The following is a 16370-nucleotide window of genomic DNA, read 5'->3' as shown; positions in this document are numbered from 1 at the left end:
CTCAGTACTACGGATTATTTCCGGTCCGCCGATGGTTGGGCACGCCACCGCCGCCACCGCCGCCACCGCCGCCGCTATTCCCGCCGTTGTTGTTGTTCGTGCCATCCGAGCCGGACTGTTGCTGACTTCCCTGTCCTGTCGCGACCTGCATGGCGCCGGCCATCGTGCCGTACCGAGCCGTCGTGAGCGCTGCTCGCTGACCACCGACGTATCCGACACCGGCGACGGCGCCAGCCGTTGCCGCAGCCTGTGTTCCACGGCGAAGTGCCGTCGCAGTCAGCGGACTGGCGTACTGGAACGTTTTCCAGGTGACAAACAGCGCGATGATGGGGAGTGAGATAACGACGAAATACTGGAGAAACTCGCTTTTCGGCGCTACGACACTATTACCGACGAAAATCAGCCCGTAACCGCGGAAGAGGAGAGTCGCTGGCAACGGCAGTACAGCCAGCGGGATGAACTGCCGGCAGAGGCGGCGAGCGATATGAGAGACGACCGGTACGTTCCCGAAGGCGACCGCGATACCAAGTGGCATCGCGTAGAGATACACGTAGAGCAGTACCTCCCGGATGAAGAAGAGAGCCTTCAGCGCAAGCATCGATAGCGCCCCGAGGAATGCCATGATAGCAGTGAGTCCCGGATTGCTCACAGCCGAGGGCATGAGATCGACCATCGCCGCTCCGAGTTCACCGAGACTCGGGACCAGCGCAATCGTGAATGCATCAACGAAGTAGAGCAACAACACGGCGACCCAGTACCAAGCGACGATCAGTACAGCCCCGGTCCAGGCTGTCCGCCTGGTTCTCCGGGCCTCATACGGACTACTGAAGTCGAAGATTCGTACGAAGTGACGGCCCTGTACGGCGAGGAAAAGAATGACCAGAGCGAGTATCATGATATCACCGGCGACGACAGATTCGTAGATATCGTACCACGGCTTGTCATCCGGAGCAGGAGCGCTGAAAATCAGGTCTGCCCCGGAACCGTTCGGGAGGGGAGTGCCGAAGAAATCATTGGCGAGATTTCGATAACTCTGTGATATTTCAGTTCCGAACCATTCGGAGATCTTCTCAATGATGTCGGTAAACCACTTCAGCCCAAAATCAGCAAATGGAATCCCTGGCATTGTTGAGTTCAATTAATTCGGATGTTACACTCACCAGATTCACTGGACCGAGTATAGCTAATAGAGTACTCACCGGTAGCAGAAGCACCCTCAATCCTCGTAGACAGTACTACTCGGAACTTCCCAGTTTGTTCGTCACTGCTACAGCTCACTCCATCTTCGTGGAAGCTGAACGGGAGTCTGCTAGTATAGAGGGTGTCTTTTTGATTTCCAAGAATTACGAGCTGAGTAACCTCGCTGGCGCCCTCAGCTTTAATGAATATACCACTAGCCTCCTCTTCATCTGCATCTTGAAGGTCAGTAGTTGGATTTGGTACCCCACCAAGGAACAGTATTTTTTCGAGGATAGCTGGACCGTTTCCGCGATTAATGACGGTAACCAGTGCCTCCGCAGATTTCGTATTACCGAGGCCAGTTGGCATCCGGTCAAGATGATTTGCACCGACGCCGACCTCCAGGATCTCGAGGTCCGGTGCAATCGTGAGAGTGGTTTCCGCTATCGTCGACTCTCCGGTACTCGCAACGACCCGATACTCGCCCGGGGCGTATGAGAGTCCGATATCGAACGTGACCGTCGTCGCTCCCTGTGGGACCGACCGTGACGCAAACGCAGTGCCATCGGGAGCGATAACGTTCACTGTGCTTGGTGAGAGTTCTCCGAGCCCAACCACGAGTGTCTGCCCGTCTACCTGTACCTGTTCGAAATCGCCACCGCCGCCACTGTCGGTTGGGTCGTCGGATGGCGAATCGAGCGAACAGCCAGCCAGCGGTACGGTTGCGGATGCGATACCTCCAACCAGGGTTCGTCGAGTCCAGTCCATCAGAGGTCACCTCGATACCGAAACATCCCACCCAGCCGTCGCCCCGCATACAGCGCAAGAGCGAACGGCAGGAACCACTGTGCCACTCGGACCGCGAGAGCAAGCCAGCCCATTATCGTCGCGAGGGGGTGCCATCGAACGGATGTCGCCGCCCCGGTGTATGCCGGATCGTGGGTAAGCCACGATTCCGGATGGTAGCGTACCGTGTAGACGCCGCTCTCATCGAGCCGGACGGTCGCCATCCCTGAGAGGTTCGTCTGGACGCGCCGGTCACCAATCGAGATATACGCCTCGTCTCGACCGACTAGCAACGGTTCGTACCGGGGACGATTCGGCGCCGAGAGCGAAATCGGCTCTCCAGTCTCGGCATCGCGGAGGGTGATTCGGACCGTGAGCTGTGACTCCGACTCGGAGATGCGCTCGACGGTGAGATTGCTCTGCCGGAGGACCCGCCGCGTGCCGTCGGCTTCGGGGCGAAATGTCCGGTTCTCACCGCGAACGATGCCACGAACCGTAATCCGAGTGCTAGCGTTGGCACGATACCGAACAGCCAGCCCGTGCGTCGCCTCGTACGACCTATCGACTACCTCAACGTGGACGTTCCGACCGAGCGTTCCAGCGGGCGAGTCCCGCCGTGCGCCCCACCGGTTTAGCAACTCAGGGCCGCGACCCTCCGGTTCGATTCGTGGGCCGATGCGAGACGGGTATGCGTGGACGGACACTGGAACTGCATTGGATTCGGTACGTCGTGAACCGCCTGCTCGGCTCCGGACGAGCGTGTCCCAGCCAGTATCACGAGCGGTGTAGAATCGCCAAACACCACGGACCCGTGCCCCGCCGTTCGTACGCAGGCGGTATCCCTGCCAGGGAAGCTCCTGGAAGACAGCAAGACCGAGGTCGCCATCGGGATACGTCACGTACTCGAGCGACGGTTCTAGGCCGTACACGTGGCCGTGAATTTCGTCGGTTACCGTCACCGAATCCGTCACGATGCTGGTCGTCGTCCGTTCGCGGACGATGTTCTCCGTCCCGTTCGGGGTGGTTCTATTCGTCGTGCGAGTGACGGTGACGCGACGTGTGAGGCTGACCTCGATATCGGCTTCCAGCCTGAGCGTTCCGTCCTGTCCTGTGAGCGCGTACTCGATTCGAGGCCGATGAGAGCCGTTCGTCCGCGCGATAACCTCACCGTCTTGGAGAAGCCGGATGGCGCTAATCTCATGGCTCGTAAGCGACCACGATACGCGGCGGGTGCGACGGCCGGTGGTCGTGTTCGATCCGTTCGTAGCAGTGGAGCGGCGTGTGGTTACGTTGCCATCTGGAACAGCGACTCGGTAGTCGACAGCGCCACGCAGCTCCCCGTCCGGTGCCAGATATCGCGTCGTCTCTCCTGGCCCCGTGTGTGCCACCGTCGACGGCGTTGCGGCAAACACAGTCGCATGCGCATCCCGAATCAGCGTCGAATTCGTTCGGTTCGCCGATGTTGGGTACACCGAGACACTCGCGTTTCCGGGCGCGTAATCTGAGAAGTCGTGGCGCGTCCAGATTCCAGCGGTTGACGGGGGTCGCCGGAACGTCAGGTCCGTCCCGTTGGCCACGCTCTGAATCGCCGTCCGCTGCTCACCGTAGGCCCGCCGGTACTCGGCGTTCGTGATACGCTGACTGTCGTTGTCACGGGACCAGAGGGTCGCTGACTCGTTCTCGTCAAGTCCGTTCCCCTCGGTCCCAGGCCGTGGGGGAGTCGCAGACGCGACACTGGTGACACCGCCTGCGAGGAGGCTGATGATGAGTAGTAGGGTGAATCCGCGTTCCGACATCTGTGAGGAGTCAGAACGGGATTAGGTCCACACACTGGGCGATAGGTAGCCCCATCGTCGACCCAGCAACAGTGAACACCGGCCCGAGAACCACTAGCACAACGGCAGACCGCATTGCACCGCGTTTGTGCTGTTTGATGTTGGCTTTCTGCTCGCGGCTGAGTGTGAACATCTCCATCAGCGAATCCGCCTGCCAGACGACGAGCAGCCCCATCAACCCGAGAGCGGTTGTTATCTGAACGAACCCCTCGATCATGTCGGGCAACGTATTGGAGCTATCCTGGCAGATCGGGTTCGTCGCCGAACTCCCGGAGTTGTCTTGGGCTGCAGCCGGCACCGCAGCCGATGCGATCAACCCGACGAGCAGGAGGACCAACACGGCGGTTCGGGCAGCGAGACGGAGACGACGTCGTTCCAGAGCGGAGGCCATCAGCGATTGGAATCGATGTATCATGATGTGCGTGCGAGATTGGCTACGACACTATCGGAAGGCGACATCCAATCCGGAACCGCCTTTGTACATAAATTCAACTATCGAAATTAACGGCAGTATTTTCCGGGCGCTTTCGGACAATACCAAAGTTGCGAATAGAGATAGGATGGGCGCATATCCATTCTGAACCAGAATACCATTCCGTGCCATCCGAGACAGGCGTTTACTCCGAGGTGCGGTGGCAGATTCAGTGGGGCAAGAGGTGGGGGAGTCTGCGAATCCTCGCGGCCACTTTTATACCCAGAGGGGACAGTATACTCGAATGAGTGCAAGCTGCGAGAGATTCAGAAACGACCCAACGAGCCGACAGTGAGCCAGTGCCGGAAATACCCACACGTCAAGGACAATCGTATACTGTGGGCACAGCGATTGTTGGCTGGTTCTGTTGAATACTGGCGGCCGAGTACTATCCAGAAGTCGACTCTTTTGAAAGCAGTTGAATCGGGAATCGGAAACCGGGCTTGCTTCACTCCACCTCAGAGCTCCGATTCTACGAAGCTCCTACTCGAGAACGGCGTCCAATAGCGCCTACTCCGTGAGACCAGCATTACAAACAGGACATGCGTGACCACCAGCTAACCCGTCTTCCAGCGGCATCGCCTCCCAACAAGGCTTGCAAGAACGTTCTCGACATTCTAAGCACAGTCCTGTCCAACCCCATTCCAGTTCGTCACCACAGTTACTACATTCGACCATTACCGAGCGATTGGAATCCAACCACCTCAATTTATCCCGCCATACTGTCTGGGAACCCGCAATCGGGACCAAGAGGTTCGACTGGAGACGAGAGTCGCACGGGCCGGACTCGCGCCGCCCTGAATACCGAGAGTCTCAGGATTCGTCGTCACTCGGCGGCCGCTTCGACAGCCGGTCGAACCGATTCTGTGCGTCGCTAATCCGCTGCTTCGACTCTGCAGGTTTGTAGTCCGCAGCCACAATCGCCTCGTCAACCAGTTCGATTTCCAGCACGGCATCAGTATGTCGGGCAGGCTGTGGGAGGGCCTGTTGCTCGACGACCAGCTCGTAGCGCCCGCTCTCGCCCGTCAGCTCCAGCACTGGGTCGCTGTCTTCGAACCGGTCCAACACGGCCGTATAGGCACCATTCGGAATCATTCGTAGGCCTCTCGAAGGACAGTTGCATCATTCTCGTCCGACACGATGACTGTATCGCCGGCGTTGTTCCAGATGGGACTGCTGGACCCCCAGTAGAGATCAGCCTCGGTATCGGTGCCGCTTCCGGAGTGAATCGTGAGTGTGGCGCCGGCCGCAAGCGTGGTGCCGTCAGGAATCGTGTACGTGGCCCCGGCTTCGTCGCTCACGGTCCACCTCGAGAGATCGAGCGACCCATCGCCAGTGTTCTCGAGGACGATGAACTCGTCATTGAGATTGTCACGGTCGCTTCCCTCGGCGTCAGCGTTGACCGACTTGAGCGCGAGCGTGCCTTCTCCAGACCCGGCCCCACTGTCAGTTCCGCCGTCGGTCGCGACCGGTGTCGCCGTGCTAGTGGCGTCCGTCACGCCGGTACCCGTGATTGTGGCTCGCCGCTCGGCGTCTGTCGTCGTGCCGAGTTCGACCGGCGACCCGTCGCGGAGCCGCATCGGCTCGGTCGGGGCGGACCGTTGGGTAGCGACCGTCACCTGGGCACCATCGCTCGTGAGAACGACGTGTCCCTGTGTGGCCGTCCAGTAGGTAGCAATGTCGCGCTCGGCGAGTCGCTGCAGCGTCGCCTCGTTCGGGTGGTCGTACCGCGAGTCGAATTCACTCGAGATGATGACCGCCTGCGGCTGTGCTGCGTCCAGTAGTGCTCCGCTCGTCGAGGTCTTGCTCCCGTGGTGTCCGGCCTTCATCACGGTGGCCCGGAGCTGTGAACCGTACTCCTCGACGAGATACGCCTCCTGGTCGTCTTCGGCATCGCCGGTGAACAGGAAGCTCGTCTGGCCGTAGGTGAGCTTGAGCACGATACTGTTCTCGTTGCGGGCCTCGCTCTCGAGATACGGGTCCGGCGGCCCCATGACCTGCACGCTCACGTTCTCGAACGGGATGCTATCCCCCTCGCGGGTCTCGTACAGGGTGACCTCGTGTTGTTCGATCGCATCGAGGTATTCGCTGTAGGTCTCGGTCCCGGCGGCGATACCGGGGTCGTAGACGGCGCCGATGCCGTCCGCTTCCGTCTCGAAGTAGTTGATGACGGCTGCGTTCCCACCGATGTGGTCGGCGTCGTTGTGGCTCGTGACGAAGTAGTCGATCCGGTCGATGTTCTGCTGCTGGAGATACTGCAGCACGTACTCACCGTCGTCGTTGAAATGGCCGCTGTCGATGAGCATCGTCTCACCCGTCGGCCCGATGATGAGCGTTGCAACTGACTGCCCGACATTGATGAAGTGAACCTCAGTCGTTCCCTCGACGGTCGCGTCACCGCTCGCCGGCTGCGGACTCTCGCCCCCATCGCTGGCCGGGGCAGTGGGAGCGCTACAGCCAGCCAGGATGACAAGCCCAGCACAGATGATGAGGAGTGTTCGGGAGGAGTTGGCCACGTGTTGCCCCGCGCTTGGTCGGAGTCTATCAAGAAGGTATCCACGGGGGCCGGAGATGGACGAGGGGCCATGGCAGCCGTTCCGCCACGTCCGGACAACGAGTACCAGCGAACTGTGGAATAGTACTATACGGTGCAGTTCAAGCGCGTTCGGACTCCTCACGCTCGAGGCCAGCCGCGGCCCTCGGCCTGGGGCCGGAAGCCCCCGAAGGATGTACCGTTCTGGGCTGTGAATCCTCGGTCGCAAGCGAGGGCTACGTTCAGTTCGGTCGGGATGCGGCCAGCACGGCACTGGGCAACATCGATGATTCGATGGGCAGCGGTCTACTGGGCTTCTGAGAACCGATATAATCGGAGCGGGCTCTGTTGAAATCCTCAGCCGATGATAGTTTGTTGAGTCGTGCTGCATACGGAGCGCGAGTCGATCACCGAAAGTGGCCGGAACGATGTTACTCCAATCATTAGATTCAGTGTGGGTAGCGACCGCCTTGCCCAACTCCGTGTGGAAGCGGGCTCAGTTGCTACTGCACCGCGATAATGAGACCCCGTAACTTATACCTCCACAAACATAATGATTGATTATGTCTAAATCTAATCCGACTCCCGGCGAGTCAACGTTGTACGTGTGTCAAGAGTGCGGCAAAGGTGTCGAAAACCCAGACCAGGACGACGCGTGCCCCGACTGTGGTGGCCCATTGCGAAACACAACTGTCGCTCACGACTAAACCCGGCCAAGGGCTCAGCCGATGACGCAAGCGCCGCTATGGTGCAGCAACATTAGCAACGCCCACCACACAGGCAGACGGAACCGATCGCCGAGCTGATTCCCGAGGAAGAACGGCGGGAAATACGCACCAGCCATCGAACGATGCAGAGCGCGTCTCGGTCACGTCATCACCGCTGAAGCCACTGGCGAGGAATCGCTAAGTACAGTGGGATATCTTACTGGTCATTCATACGCTTGGACGTGTTATCTCCACAGCTGCGGCAGGTTGTGATTCGATAGGGTTCTCGAGAGAACTCGGCGTATTCGGCCTCTGGATTCTCCACTTGGAGTTCAAGACTAATCGTATGCGAGGTCATCTATTCGCAGGAGTGACAGTATTCTCGTGCAGAATCCGAACTATCGACGGTATGCTTCATGCGGTTGCTGAGGTCTGCCATGCTCTTTGTTTAAGAATCGCAATGCTTGTTAATTGGTAACATATTGAATAGTATCCTCTTTTTGAAGAAACGGGTGAAACGATTGTCATTCTGTCTGACTCGGAGCAATCCCCGTATTACCGAACATCCGACCCCTGATCAGCACGCCAGGGAGCACTAATACGAACTGATTAGTGGTGCACCTTCAGGTCGTGGCTGCGCGCACAGCGAACGCATGTGAGCGAGCACGGAGCGGAGGGTGGGGGTGGCGGCTGGCGGGTGGTGGCCCACTACGAGCCAGTCCTCCAGCACACGACACACCAGAACGACGGGACCGCCCCTACCGCCGGGGGTCCGCGTCGAGCATCTCGTTGTGGAGCGGGAACCACTCGCCCTCGTAGCTCAGTTCCTCTCCGGGACGCTCGACGCCGCAGGTCTGGCACTCGTACGCGTCCGAAGCGCCGAGGTCGATCGCGCGCATCTCGCCACCGCAGACAGGACAATTTCCGTCCATGCGCGACCCGCCGCGTCGGGCCGGGATGATACCGCTCGCGTCCGTCGACGCAACCCGGGTGAGGACTCGCAACCCGGGTCCGTCGTCGCAACCGACGTGTTTCATCCCGGCCCGACGCGAAGCGGATGGACGGAAATGGAGCCGGTCGAAGGTGGCGAGGAGCACGATGCCGAGGCACGGACGACACCGTGCCAGGCCGAGACCGAGCGTCCCCGGGCGGCGAGGATACAGGGAGAGCCCGCTCCGAGCTGACACGCGCAGTCGGACCCCCAACGGTGCTGAGCACCCGACAACCGACACCCGCTCCGATGGATTCCAAAACTCCACCCAGAGGTCGTGGCTGCGCGCACAGCGAGCGCAGCGAGCGAGCACGGAGCGGTGGGTGGGGAGGCGGCTGGCGGGTGGTGGCCATCACGAAAGAAAGAGCGGGGCAGCCCCACTACACCCGGTCAGTGAAGATGATGCGCGTATCGCCCGTCACCGCGAGCGACACCCGCCCCTGGTACCAGCTCGTCGCGGCCGCCCGAATCCGCACGCGTTCGCCCTCTTCGATCAACGGCTGACGGCTCTTCTGCCAGACCGTCACCTTCGTTCGACCTGTCTGGTCTTCCAACAACCCGACTTGCTGAATCTTGGATGAATCGGCGTCCCAGGATTCAATCCACTCACCCGAGACTGCCACCTCCTTTCGAGGCACGTCTTCCAGCTCTCCGATGGGCACGACCGTCCCAGGACGCCGGCGTTCCGCGTCCAGCACGTCCAGCGTCGCCTCGGTGACACCCTGCCCCCGAGCGACCCGTTCGGCCAACTGTCGGCTGATGCTAGCCCGACTGCCGCATTCGCGAACCGTCTCCCGAATGCGCTGGGCCTGCTGATTGACCTCCGCCAACGTCGCCGCATCCATTTTCTCTCGGGGATCCACGCTGTCCGGCCCGGCCAACGGGTCCACGCCCGCTCGTCGCCGGGCGAACGCCTCACGCTTGCGCCGACTGCCGTGTGCCGCCGTCACCCGCGCTTCCGCCTCGCGCCGCTCGTTCACGGGACCACTCGTCCGCGCCCGCGTCCGGGCCTTCTCCTGCTCACGCGCCTCCCACTTCTCCTCTGCAACGAGCGTCATCCCGTACGGGTGCTCACGCTCGGCCGTCCCGTCGACCTTCGCGATCGTCTCCGAATCGATCTTCGCCTGCGACCGCAGCTCCACCGTCGGCCGCAGCTCCGGCTCCTCTGCCTCGACCGCAACCTGTTCGTCCGCCGACTCGACTGAAACCTTTTCACCGATTATGTTGTTACTCGACATTGCAGTCACTCTGCAGGCGCTCACCAGAGCGTCCGACGCCCCGTGTTCCAGCACGGGGCACCTTTCACGACCGACCGAACCAGCACCAGCGCTCTCGCTCGCGCCTCCGAGCGCCCCCGTAGGGGGCGCGAGCGAGAGCGCGGTCTGCTCGGGCACCCAACCAGTCACGCGCGCCAACCGGGCAGGCGCAAACGTCCAGCGGAGTAAGCGTGCCGCCGAGCGAGCACCGCGAGCGAGGGCAGTCCGAGCAGCCACTGCAGCGCAGGACCGGCTCGCTTACCCGCTGGCGTCAAACCGGATGCCCGGCAGCCCGCCCGCTACCGCAGGCAGGCAGCCCGGAACGGTCGGTGACGAGTGCCGCGCCCGCCCGCATGTGGCGAGCGTGACGGGCCGTCGACGACCCACCCAAACCACTCACAAACGCGCCAGCCTGACGAACGATCGCGAGCCACAGGGGGGAGCCAACCCGCTCCACGACGCCAGAGCTGCGAATACAGCCCCACGCCGGCCGGCAGTCAGTCGTTGCGCAACGCCTCGACCGGCCGCACGACGAACGCATCGTCCCGATCCACGTACTGGCCGACGTCCCGATCCCGAGCCCGCGAAGTCTCACGCGAGAGCCATCGTGTCAGCTCCCCGCGAACCTCGGCCCGGGACTTCGAGACGGACTGCCACCCAATCCGGGCGTCGTAGAGGCGCTTCTCGAACCACCAGCCATCTTCCTCAGGCAGATACCGAATCAGCTTCGACCCCCAGAGATTCCTCGACCGGTACTCAGCCGCGAGCTCGCCTTCGGCGACCGCCGCGAGCACGCGGTCGACGAGCGCCGCAATCGCAACGTCGTCCCACTCGTTCGGCACCGCGAGGTCGATCTCGTCCAGCGGCTCGAAGCCGGTTGGGAAGTCGATACTGTCATCCGTACCGCGAGTTGCCGAATCCATGCTTGGTCGACGGAGCTGGCGCCCCGCCACCTATCGCGGGGGGCCACAAACCAACCGTAGCCGACACCGATTTCACACGACCCCCTACGCGGCCCCAGACCGAACAGGGCGGGACTGAAAGGGGCCGCTCGCTGGACCCAGCCCGGCCGCTGCAAGCACCGCAGGCACGAGGAGCGCAGCGAGACCCGGCTGGTCCAGCGAGCGGGGGCTTTCAATACGGCTCCACCATTCTGTATCCCGCGCGCCGGGTCCAGCAGGTTCCGAGGAGTTCAACAGCGGCCCGAACGCCACTCACGGTAATGGAGTTCTCCCGTCACGAGATTGCGCCCCTGACAACTGAGACGCACTTCACCGAGCCGATCCGGTCGGAGCAAACGGCCTACGAGATCGAACGATTCACGCACCGAATCCCGCTCGATTGGTTTCTGGTGTTGGCAGCCGAAATCGACGCCTGGACGTACGAACACTACCTCGAGAATCAAGATCTGTTCGAGTACACGAACGACGACTACACTGTCATCGGCGTCGACTTTGAGTACGAAGCAGAGCCAGTCAACGATGGAACTGGGAAACCGTTCCGTATCGACGTGGCGAAACCGACCGGGGAAGAACTGACATGCTCTCCACGGACCCACTACCTACTCGGACTCCTCGATTACGACGAAGAGACCGAGGAGGTAGTCGCAGTCGTCTCCACCAACGAACGAGACGGGGTTCTCGTGACCGTCCAGGAGCGTTTGCCTCACATCCCAAAGAGATAGCTCCAGTGCCGACGCTTAGCTCTCGTCCCCATCGACATCGACTGCCTCGGCGTCCATCTCGATGATCTCCCCATCACCCACATCCAGCTCCTCGCGGAGCACGTCCAGATGCTCGTCGGCCTCTTCACGCAACTCCTTCGCTCGTTCCAGCCCGATCTCCCCGTCCTCGAGCGTCTCGGCAATCGCTTCCAGCCGGTCGATCCGCTCGCTGATGCCCCACTCGTCGGCGTCCCCTGATGCACTCATCACCTCCGACTACGCTGACGAGTCGGCTTCAACCCTCGGACGGACAGCAAAATCAGAACCATCGAACCACGAATCAGAGACAATCGTCGCCATCAGATGACGAATCAGCAGCCAGTAGAGCCTGCAAGACGGCAGAATCAAATGTTTCGGGGGGGAGCGATTACAGAGAGTTTCGATGGAGATCTCGGACCAACTCCGATGTCTGTTTTCCGCGCAGATAACCGAACAGGGCGGGAGCTACCACGTTGAGATTCCCGAACAGGAGCTGCAGCTCGGCACACTCTCGGAGAACGAGACGTATCGCGTGGCCGTCCTCGAGACGGACGCCGATACCGAGAGCGAGACGACAGCCGACACCAAGAGCGAGCCGGAGCCGACTGAATCCCCTGACCGCGACCACCCCGAGCCGCCAGTCGAGGAAGGAGAGACACTGACAGTAGAAATCGAGAACCTCGGTGACCAGGGCGACGGCATCACTCGCGTCGAGCGCGGGTTCGTCGTCATCGTCCCGGACACTGAACAGGGCGAACGCGTCCGCATCGAGATCGCGGACGTCAAGCAGACCGTCGCGTTCGGTGAGGTCGTGGAGCGGCTGAGTTACTACGACTGATCGAATACCGCAGTCACACCAGCCCCAGCAACAGGGCCGCCACAACCACGCCACCGATCACCAGTACAGCCAGCAACACGGCCACGACCACGCGCAGCCGTCGTGCCTCCGCGGTCCCGGCCGCCACACGGGCATCCGCTTCCCGCTCCCGATAGGCGCTCTCGATGCGCGTCTCCAGCGAGGCCAGTTCACGCTCGACGCGAGTCTCGTACGCCCCATCGATTCGCGCCTCCAGATCGGCCACCCGACCGCGGGCTGCCCGCGCAGTCACAGCCTCGGTCTCGGCGGCGTGCTCGAGGTCACGCAGGGCCCCATCCAGTCGTTGTTCCAACCCATCGAGCCGGTCGGCCACCAGCGACGCGTACGCCCCGTGGATACGGGCCTCCAGCGCCGAGGCGCGCTGCAACTGCCCCCGACGCTCCGCTCGCTGCGTCGCCACGGTCTGCTGGAGCGATTCGTGGGCCGTCGCCACCCGCCGGTCCAACTCCTCCAGCCGCCCGTCGACGAACCCGCGATACGCGTCGTCGATGCGTCGCTCCAGGTCACCGATGCCACGCCGAACGACCGCCATGTCGGGCACCGCGTTCACACCCGCGTCGGTCGGCGTCATGCACCGCTCGTCGGCCACGTCGTCGGCCAGCGTCCGGTCGTCCTCGTGGCCGATAGCCGCAACCACGGGCGTCCGGCAGTCCCCGAGCCGGCGGACAAGCGGCTCAGCGTTGAAACACCAGAGATCCGCATCGGCGCCCCCACCACGGGTCACGATCAGCACGTCCACCGTCGGGTCACGGTCTAGGTGCTCGACTGCGCCGATGACCGAGGACACCGCGTTCTCACCCTGCACGGTCGCCCCACAGAGCTTCACGTCCACACCGGGCGCCCGGTCGTGGATGGCCGAACAGACGTCCTCACGCGCCGACCCCGACAGCGAGGTAACGACGCCGACCGTTCGGGGATACGCGGGCACTTCCCGCTTCCGGTCAGCATCCAACAGTCCCTCCTCGTCGAGCGCCGCCCGCAACGCCTCGAGTTCCTGCACCCGGGCGCTCTCGCCAAGCGGCCAGTAGTCGCTGACCATGAGCTGCATATTGCCTTTCTCGGCGTGGTACTCGACCGACGCCTGGACGACCGCCGACGTGCCCGCCTCGAGGTCGTGGTCGAAGCCGTCGATAGCGTATGACCACGCCAGACAGGAGATGAGAGCCTCCCCGTCGAGATCTCGGAGGTCGAAGAACGTCCCGAAGTCGTAGTGGCTCACGTCGGACACCTCGCCGACGACGTAGGTCGGGAGGCGGTCATTCGACGCCTCGAGGATGGTCGTGATCTCCTCGTTGAGTTCGGCGACGGACCAGGTGCCGTCCGGGAGGTCAACGTCCCCACCTCCTGGCTGGTCGACGTTCGCCACGGTTACTCCGTCCGTCGGCTGGCAACAGGATAAACCATCGGCTATCCGGAACACACGCCGGCCGCCGGAAACCAACGCCAACGGGGTCGAGATTTATGCCATCATGCTACGTACTGCCACACGTATGTCCCAACAGATCCAACAGGAACTCGAGGTCGACGCGTTCACCCTCGGGCTGGTCGGACCCGAGCAGGAATGGGCCGGGACGGTCGCCGACGGCGGAACCGTGCGGACCCACACGCCACCGGCCTGCTGGGGACCGATGATCACACCGAAGTTCCGTGGCGGCCACGAGGTGACACGGCCGATCCGGGTCGAGAACGCCGAGCCGGGTGACGCCCTCGTCGTCCGGATCAAGGACGTCGAGGTGACGAGCGTCGCCACCAGCACCGGGAGTATGCGCGAGCGAGAGGAGGCGTTCGGAGACGACCCGTTCGTCGATCACGTCTGCCCGGAGTGTGGTGCCGAGTGGCCCGAGAGCGTCGTCGAAGGCATCGGCGAGGAGGCTATCCGCTGTGCGGAGTGCGGGGCGAACGCCTCCTCGTTCGGCTTCGAGTTCGGCTACACCGTCGCGTTCGATGACGACCGGACCGTCGGCGTGACCGTCGGGCCCGAGGGAGCCGACCAGCTCGCGAACAACGCTGATGAGGCGATGGCACTCCCGGAGAACTCCCGGCAGCATCCCATCCTCCTGTACGGCCCCGACGCTGACGAGATTCCGGGCACGCTCGGCCGGCTTCGGCCGTTCATCGGCAACATCGGGACGACGCCGGCCCGGGAGTTCCCGGACTCGCATAACGCCGGCGACTTCGGCCAGTTCCTCATCGGCGCCGAGCACGACTGGGGCCTACCTGACGAGGCAGCCCTCGAAGCACGGACCGACGGCCACCTCGACTCCAACGATGTCCGTCCGGGGGCGACGCTCATCTGTCCGGTCCGCATCGAGGGCGGCGGGCTCTACGTCGGCGACCTGCACGCCAACCAGGGGGACGGTGAGCTCTCGCTCCACACGACCGACGTGAGCGGCCGGACCGAGCTGGAGGTGGAGGTCATCAAGGACCTCGACCTGGGCGGGCCGCTCCTCCTGCCCAACGAGGAGGACCTGCCCCACATCGCACAACCGTACACGGACGCCGAGCGCGAGGCCGGGCAGGTCGTCGCCGATGAGTACGATGTCGACGACCTCGCCGATGCTGCGCCGATTCAGGTAATCGGGTCCGGGGCGACGATCAACGAGGCAACGGAGAACGCCTTCGACCGGGCCGGCGACCTGCTCGACATGACCGAGGGCGAGGTCCGTGGCCGGTGTACGTTCACCGGCGGCGTCGAGATCGCCCGGCTACCAGGGGTCGTGCAGCTGTCGATGCTCGCGCCGATGGAGAGACTCGAAGCGGTCGGCCTGGCCGAGACGGTCCGCGCCCAGTACGGCCTGTAGCTCAGCCGCCCCGCATCGCGGGGAAAATCTCGATTTTGGCGTCCGGCGGACAGGACCTATCCATGTCGGCGGTCTCGCCGTCGACAGCGACACGAACGCTGGGACGGAGCGCATCCTCATCGTCGACCAGATGCGACTCCGCCCGTGGATACGCATCGCAGAGTGCTTCGATGACGCCCGCGACGGTCTGCTCCGTCGGCGAGAGCGTGACCTCCTTCGATCCGGTAGCCGAGCGGAGCGACCCGTAGACGACGACCTCCATGAGCAGGTCTAGAGGGAGCCGCAGCAAAAGTCCGCTGCCCCGGTAGCTGGTCAACACCACGGAACCGGACTCCGGTAAACACCCTCGTGTTCGCGTCCTTCGTTCATACCGGTGGTGTCCTGATATAGGTAAGCGGGCCAGCGGCTCCCATTCTCGGCCGTACGGAGGATTACGACGCCGGTTCACAAATCGGTCTGCCGAACAGAAAGTTGTTGAGCCGCTACATCGATGACAGGTTCCAGCGGTCGTGCTGCATACAGGGCGCGAATGCAGCAGTCAGAGATAACCGAGCCCCTTGTGAAGTTCCAGTGAGGTAGTTGAGGGAGCAAATTAAAGCGTAGAGGCACGGATACGCAGTTACGAGATGCTCGCTGGCCTTCACGTCCGTTCGGTGGATGTTTCCAAAGATGGCGAGGGCTCCTACACCGTCACGGTCAACGTTCCTTCCGGTCAGACCATCCACCTTTATGAGGCAGATCACTTCCACATCTCGTGGGTCAGGCCGAACATCGAACGAGTCTGTGTTCTGGCGTATCCGCGAGAGGGCGTAGAGCGTATCTCTGCGAACAAAGCTCGAATCGAAGCAGCCAATTCTCCACCAACGAAGTGGAATTACGACCTCTACGGGCGAATTGAGAAAATTGGTGCGTCGGTCGGCGTGGGGGATACAGAGGACTCGTATCTGTTGGATGTAGGAGACGGAACGGTGCTGGTGCATAACTCGCTATCAGAGTTCGTTCCTTCTCCAGAATTACCGCTTGTCAAGGGTGACTGGCTATTTGTCCCCACAGTCCGTCTGGAGTTACACCAAGACCAGGCCCTCAACTGCTGAAAAGAGACAATCAACGCAGTTCACTTCACTGAGGCAAACACAATCACCTCTGCTGAGCCCATCCTCTATATTTAGCACCCAGATACTGTCAAGTATGATTGAGTTCGGCAGAGTCAGAACAGGTGACATCACGAAAG

18 protein-coding genes are annotated in these 16370 nt (G+C 62.1%); 5 read left to right on the top strand and 13 right to left on the bottom strand.

What is annotated here, in order from left to right:
- Positions 1 to 7: 7 nt before the first annotated feature.
- The 6 genes from NL115_RS07825 to NL115_RS07800 form a co-directional block, all read right to left on the bottom strand.
- The gene (locus NL115_RS07825; RefSeq protein ID WP_254832622.1) at positions 8 to 1126 is read right to left on the bottom strand and encodes a TrbL/VirB6 family protein; all 1119 of its coding nucleotides are present in this window, start codon (positions 1124 to 1126) and stop codon (positions 8 to 10) included.
- An 8-nt stretch (positions 1127 to 1134) separates the two neighbouring features.
- Positions 1135 to 1947 carry a hypothetical protein gene (locus tag NL115_RS07820; RefSeq protein WP_254832621.1) on the bottom strand — a complete coding sequence of 271 codons (813 nt, stop codon included), beginning with the start codon at positions 1945 to 1947 and terminating at the stop codon, positions 1135 to 1137.
- Positions 1947 to 3761: a DUF8186 domain-containing protein gene (locus tag NL115_RS07815; protein WP_254832620.1), complete on the bottom strand. Its 1815-nt coding sequence runs from the start codon at positions 3759 to 3761 to the stop codon at positions 1947 to 1949. Before NL115_RS07815 ends, NL115_RS07820 begins: the two co-directional genes overlap by 1 nt.
- Before the next feature lie 10 nt (positions 3762 to 3771).
- Positions 3772 to 4191, bottom strand: coding sequence for a DUF7985 family protein (locus tag NL115_RS07810; RefSeq protein WP_254832619.1), 420 nt, complete (start codon positions 4189 to 4191; stop codon positions 3772 to 3774).
- A gap of 894 nt (positions 4192 to 5085) precedes the next feature.
- Positions 5086 to 5340 (bottom strand): DUF3006 family protein, encoded by a 255-nt coding sequence (locus NL115_RS07805; protein WP_254832618.1) that lies wholly within the window; start codon positions 5338 to 5340, stop codon positions 5086 to 5088.
- Between the two features lie 23 nt (positions 5341 to 5363).
- On the bottom strand, positions 5364 to 6788 hold the full coding sequence (locus tag NL115_RS07800) for a lamin tail domain-containing protein (protein ID WP_254832617.1): 1425 nt from the start codon (positions 6786 to 6788) through the stop codon (positions 5364 to 5366).
- A gap of 580 nt (positions 6789 to 7368) precedes the next feature.
- Between NL115_RS07800 and NL115_RS07795 the strand changes: the two genes are divergently transcribed.
- The gene (locus NL115_RS07795) at positions 7369 to 7512 is read left to right on the top strand and encodes a rubrerythrin-like domain-containing protein (RefSeq protein ID WP_254832616.1); all 144 of its coding nucleotides are present in this window, start codon (positions 7369 to 7371) and stop codon (positions 7510 to 7512) included.
- Between the two features lie 217 nt (positions 7513 to 7729).
- Here the strand turns inward: NL115_RS07795 and NL115_RS20830 are convergent, their stop codons facing one another.
- The 4 genes from NL115_RS20830 to NL115_RS07780 all read right to left on the bottom strand — a co-directional run bounded on the left by NL115_RS20830 (position 7730) and on the right by NL115_RS07780 (position 10682).
- Complete coding sequence (locus NL115_RS20830; protein WP_491536943.1) at positions 7730 to 7870, bottom strand: DUF7835 family putative zinc beta-ribbon protein; 141 nt, start codon at positions 7868 to 7870, stop codon at positions 7730 to 7732.
- A 400-nt stretch (positions 7871 to 8270) separates the two neighbouring features.
- Complete coding sequence (locus NL115_RS07790) at positions 8271 to 8411, bottom strand: hypothetical protein (RefSeq protein ID WP_254832615.1); 141 nt, start codon at positions 8409 to 8411, stop codon at positions 8271 to 8273.
- A 472-nt stretch (positions 8412 to 8883) separates the two neighbouring features.
- Complete coding sequence (locus tag NL115_RS07785; RefSeq protein ID WP_254832614.1) at positions 8884 to 9741, bottom strand: DNA-binding protein; 858 nt, start codon at positions 9739 to 9741, stop codon at positions 8884 to 8886.
- A gap of 515 nt (positions 9742 to 10256) precedes the next feature.
- The gene (locus NL115_RS07780; protein ID WP_254832613.1) at positions 10257 to 10682 is read right to left on the bottom strand and encodes a DUF8030 family protein; all 426 of its coding nucleotides are present in this window, start codon (positions 10680 to 10682) and stop codon (positions 10257 to 10259) included.
- A 299-nt stretch (positions 10683 to 10981) separates the two neighbouring features.
- On the opposite strand from NL115_RS07780, the gene NL115_RS07775 reads away from it, so the two are divergent.
- The gene (locus NL115_RS07775; RefSeq protein WP_254832612.1) at positions 10982 to 11443 is read left to right on the top strand and encodes a hypothetical protein; all 462 of its coding nucleotides are present in this window, start codon (positions 10982 to 10984) and stop codon (positions 11441 to 11443) included.
- A 15-nt stretch (positions 11444 to 11458) separates the two neighbouring features.
- Here the strand turns inward: NL115_RS07775 and NL115_RS07770 are convergent, their stop codons facing one another.
- Positions 11459 to 11689 (bottom strand): exodeoxyribonuclease VII small subunit, encoded by a 231-nt coding sequence (locus NL115_RS07770; RefSeq protein ID WP_254832611.1) that lies wholly within the window; start codon positions 11687 to 11689, stop codon positions 11459 to 11461.
- A gap of 175 nt (positions 11690 to 11864) precedes the next feature.
- Between NL115_RS07770 and NL115_RS07765 the strand changes: the two genes are divergently transcribed.
- On the top strand, positions 11865 to 12299 hold the full coding sequence (locus tag NL115_RS07765) for a TRAM domain-containing protein (protein WP_254832610.1): 435 nt from the start codon (positions 11865 to 11867) through the stop codon (positions 12297 to 12299).
- Between the two features lie 13 nt (positions 12300 to 12312).
- On the opposite strand, the gene xseA is transcribed toward NL115_RS07765, so the two are convergent.
- Positions 12313 to 13704, bottom strand: a complete 1392-nt coding sequence (gene xseA, locus NL115_RS07760) for an exodeoxyribonuclease VII large subunit (RefSeq protein WP_254832609.1) — start codon at positions 13702 to 13704, stop codon at positions 12313 to 12315.
- Between the two features lie 124 nt (positions 13705 to 13828).
- Between xseA and NL115_RS07755 the strand changes: the two genes are divergently transcribed.
- Positions 13829 to 15139, top strand: coding sequence for an acetamidase/formamidase family protein (locus NL115_RS07755; protein ID WP_254832608.1), 1311 nt, complete (start codon positions 13829 to 13831; stop codon positions 15137 to 15139).
- A gap of 1 nt (position 15140) precedes the next feature.
- On the opposite strand, the gene NL115_RS07750 is transcribed toward NL115_RS07755, so the two are convergent.
- Complete coding sequence (locus NL115_RS07750; protein ID WP_254832607.1) at positions 15141 to 15401, bottom strand: ubiquitin-like small modifier protein 1; 261 nt, start codon at positions 15399 to 15401, stop codon at positions 15141 to 15143.
- A 364-nt stretch (positions 15402 to 15765) separates the two neighbouring features.
- Here NL115_RS07750 and NL115_RS07745 point away from each other — a divergent pair, with 364 nt between their 5' ends.
- Complete coding sequence (locus NL115_RS07745) at positions 15766 to 16233, top strand: hypothetical protein (RefSeq protein ID WP_254832606.1); 468 nt, start codon at positions 15766 to 15768, stop codon at positions 16231 to 16233.
- Positions 16234 to 16370: the final 137 nt, after the last annotated feature.

The organism is Haloglomus salinum (genome assembly GCF_024298825.1).
Taxonomy (GTDB): domain Archaea; phylum Halobacteriota; class Halobacteria; order Halobacteriales; family Haloarculaceae; genus Haloglomus; species Haloglomus salinum.
The sequence above is the reverse complement of the archived record's forward strand: the minus strand, read 5'-3'. Positions and strand labels throughout refer to the sequence as shown.

Bases quoted from the DNA above. Each gene is read 5' to 3' on its own strand.
- NL115_RS07765 (WP_254832610.1), top strand. From the start codon at position 11,865: ATGGAGATCTCGGACCAACTCCGATGTCTGTTTTCCGCGCAGATAACC.
- NL115_RS07815 (WP_254832620.1), bottom strand. From the start codon at position 3,761: ATGTCGGAACGCGGATTCACCCTACTACTCATCATCAGCCTCCTCGCA.
- NL115_RS07810 (WP_254832619.1), bottom strand. From the start codon at position 4,191: ATGGCCTCCGCTCTGGAACGACGTCGTCTCCGTCTCGCTGCCCGAACC.
- NL115_RS07750 (WP_254832607.1), bottom strand. From the start codon at position 15,401: ATGGAGGTCGTCGTCTACGGGTCGCTCCGCTCGGCTACCGGATCGAAG.
- NL115_RS07785 (WP_254832614.1), bottom strand. From the start codon at position 9,741: ATGTCGAGTAACAACATAATCGGTGAAAAGGTTTCAGTCGAGTCGGCG.
- NL115_RS07755 (WP_254832608.1), top strand. From the start codon at position 13,829: ATGTCCCAACAGATCCAACAGGAACTCGAGGTCGACGCGTTCACCCTC.
- NL115_RS07775 (WP_254832612.1), top strand. From the start codon at position 10,982: ATGGAGTTCTCCCGTCACGAGATTGCGCCCCTGACAACTGAGACGCAC.
- NL115_RS07770 (WP_254832611.1), bottom strand. From the start codon at position 11,689: ATGAGTGCATCAGGGGACGCCGACGAGTGGGGCATCAGCGAGCGGATC.
- NL115_RS20830 (WP_491536943.1), bottom strand. From the start codon at position 7,870: ATGACCTCGCATACGATTAGTCTTGAACTCCAAGTGGAGAATCCAGAG.
- NL115_RS07790 (WP_254832615.1), bottom strand. From the start codon at position 8,411: ATGCGCGCGATCGACCTCGGCGCTTCGGACGCGTACGAGTGCCAGACC.
- NL115_RS07795 (WP_254832616.1), top strand. From the start codon at position 7,369: ATGTCTAAATCTAATCCGACTCCCGGCGAGTCAACGTTGTACGTGTGT.
- NL115_RS07820 (WP_254832621.1), bottom strand. From the start codon at position 1,947: ATGGACTGGACTCGACGAACCCTGGTTGGAGGTATCGCATCCGCAACC.
- NL115_RS07745 (WP_254832606.1), top strand. From the start codon at position 15,766: ATGCTCGCTGGCCTTCACGTCCGTTCGGTGGATGTTTCCAAAGATGGC.
- NL115_RS07825 (WP_254832622.1), bottom strand. From the start codon at position 1,126: ATGCCAGGGATTCCATTTGCTGATTTTGGGCTGAAGTGGTTTACCGAC.
- NL115_RS07780 (WP_254832613.1), bottom strand. From the start codon at position 10,682: ATGGATTCGGCAACTCGCGGTACGGATGACAGTATCGACTTCCCAACC.